The sequence below is a fragment of the Roseibium sediminis genome (assembly GCF_008711325.1).
Lineage (GTDB): Bacteria > Pseudomonadota > Alphaproteobacteria > Rhizobiales > Stappiaceae > Roseibium > Roseibium sediminis.
In genome coordinates, this window is the sequence record NZ_VXDB01000065.1 from 1 (window position 1) to 2,170 (window position 2,170).

Sequence of the window (2,170 nt, forward strand, 5' to 3'; positions counted from 1 at the left end):
TGAAGCACAAAGAAAACCCTTGCAAAAACGGAGCTGTCCACAAATGGCAATGCCCTTCGAAGTTCAATGCAGGGAAATTCAGACCTGGGCCCGAGCGCTTGCAGCTCTCTGAACCGATGTGAACCCAGCCTTCCGAACAGCATACCGGCCCGTGGCGTCATAGAAGGCCACATCGCGAGGCCTGACACACGTCCGATCGAAGACCCCGCTTGCAAAACAGGGGGGCATCCACCGCATCAGTTCAATACTCTGTGACCCGGATGCTTCAAAATGGCGAATCGAAATCACAGAAACGTGGTAAACTCGCGTCCTTTGACGACAGCACCGGCGGTGTTGTGAGTGGCCAGTTTATCGCAAGATCGGCGTCGTTCCAAATTAGTCCACTATCGTTTTCGGGGGCATAGCGGTTAGTGACCTTATAGGAGACCTCGGTGTCCGGCACCAACGTACAGAAACCGTGGGCGAAGCCAATCGGCACCAGCAGCTGCAGCCAGTTATCGGCTGACAATTCGATTGCAAAATGCTTGCCGTAGGTCGGCGAGCTGCGGCGCAAGTCGACGGCAACGTCGAAGATCGCACCTTTGAGTACCCGTACCAGTTTGTCCTGGGCGTAGGGTGGGCTCTGAAAATGCAAGCCGCGCAGAACGCCGACTTCACGAGACAATGAATGGTTGTCCTGGACAAATTCCTTGTCGAATCCGGCCTCGGCCAATGCTTGGCGATTGTAAGTCTCAGAGAAAAAACCGCGATCGTCACAGAATTTTTTGGGCATTACGATGAACAACCCTTCGATGAAACAGGTTTCGACCATTTTTAGCTTCCGGGAGATAGCGTCGGTAGAGTAGGCGGGTCAATGAAGAACGAAACTGCGGCGCAGCAATCCAACGGCCAGTTCCTGTCGCGGCGCACACTAGACGGCACAACCCTATTAGGCAAGATGTGTTTAGTGCCCTGCCTACTGCTGGCTCTACGCTGGTCGGCGTCCCTGTGCTTGTGTTCTGTCAGAAAATGGGTGCATGTCAAGTTGCTTGAAAGTACCAGAAGACGGGTTGCCCGTGGTCGAGACAAGTTGCGTTCAGTCTTTGAACGTGTTAGAGGCGCTTGACCTAAGCAAAATGATGATTGTCGGAGGGGATTATTTCACCGACAGTGCGGTAGCTTTGAACAGTCCGCTTTATGCATAGTGGAGCGAGTGGTCGGGAGGACGAGATTTGATCTGTGTCTCTGTGGTCAGCCATGGCCACGGTGTCATGGTCACAGAATTGGTTGCAACGCTACTACGGCTGCCGAGTGTCACGCAAGTTGTGGTGACGCGCAACGTTCCAGAGCTGCTTGCGCTGCCGGTCGATCCACGGTTAACGGTGGTAGAAAATCAACAACCGGCTGGCTTTGGTGCTAATCACAACGCAGCCTTTCGACACTGTCGCGAGCGATGGTTCTGTGTGCTCAATCCCGACATCGAGCTAATCGAAGATCCGTTTCCGCAGCTAGTCGAAATTCTGCAGCAACAGGGGGCGGCGCTCGTTGCGCCGCGTATCCTTGGCGCATCGGGGCAAACAGAGGACAGCTTCCGCTCCTTTCCTACGGTGGCTTCGCTCACCGCCAAAGCGCTGTTCTGCCAAGAAGGGCGATTTCCATATGACGAGCATGCGGAGTTCGTGGCACCCGACTGGGTGGCAGGCATGTTCATGCTGGTGGATACCCGTGACTTTGTTGCAGTCGACGGCTTCGACGAGAGTTATTTTCTCTACTACGAAGATGTGGATTTGTGCGCCCGCCTGCGCCAACGTGGCAGAGCGGTTCTAGTCGATCTCACGGTATCTGCACGTCACCAAGCGCAGCGCGCGAGCCACCGCAACCTAACGCACCTTCGCTGGCATCTCATTAGTCTGAGCCGCTTTCTGTGGCGCTATCGTCGTGGTGTAAGCTAGCTTAGCACTACTTTGGCAGATTTATGTGAGTTTTGATTTTTGAGGATTCCCTGGAAGGGTTTTCGGTGATTCATAGGAGACCGGCTTTGGAAGGTGTCGGTCATGGATAGGAATTGGCGGGGTGATCTTGAACGTTGGCTAGCGCCGTTTTTGGTGGCGCTTCGTCACAAGACGCGCGCCCGGAGGCTCTGTTGCAAACTTGCGCGCGGGGCGCATGAGGCCTTCCGTTAGGCGCAATT

At 54.7% G+C, this 2,170-nt stretch carries 2 protein-coding genes; one reads left to right on the forward strand and one right to left on the reverse strand.

The annotated features are described in order from the left end of the window. Positions 1 to 265: 265 nt before the first annotated feature. The gene (gene rfbC / locus F0155_RS23015; protein ID WP_150526905.1) at positions 266 to 811 is read right to left on the reverse strand and encodes a dTDP-4-dehydrorhamnose 3,5-epimerase; all 546 of its coding nucleotides are present in this window, start codon (positions 809 to 811) and stop codon (positions 266 to 268) included. 439 nt (positions 812 to 1,250) lie between these two features. Here rfbC and F0155_RS23020 point away from each other — a divergent pair, with 439 nt between their 5' ends. Further along, the gene (locus F0155_RS23020) at positions 1,251 to 1,931 is read left to right on the forward strand and encodes a glycosyltransferase (protein ID WP_204934615.1); all 681 of its coding nucleotides are present in this window, start codon (positions 1,251 to 1,253) and stop codon (positions 1,929 to 1,931) included. Positions 1,932 to 2,170 lie beyond the last annotated feature (239 nt).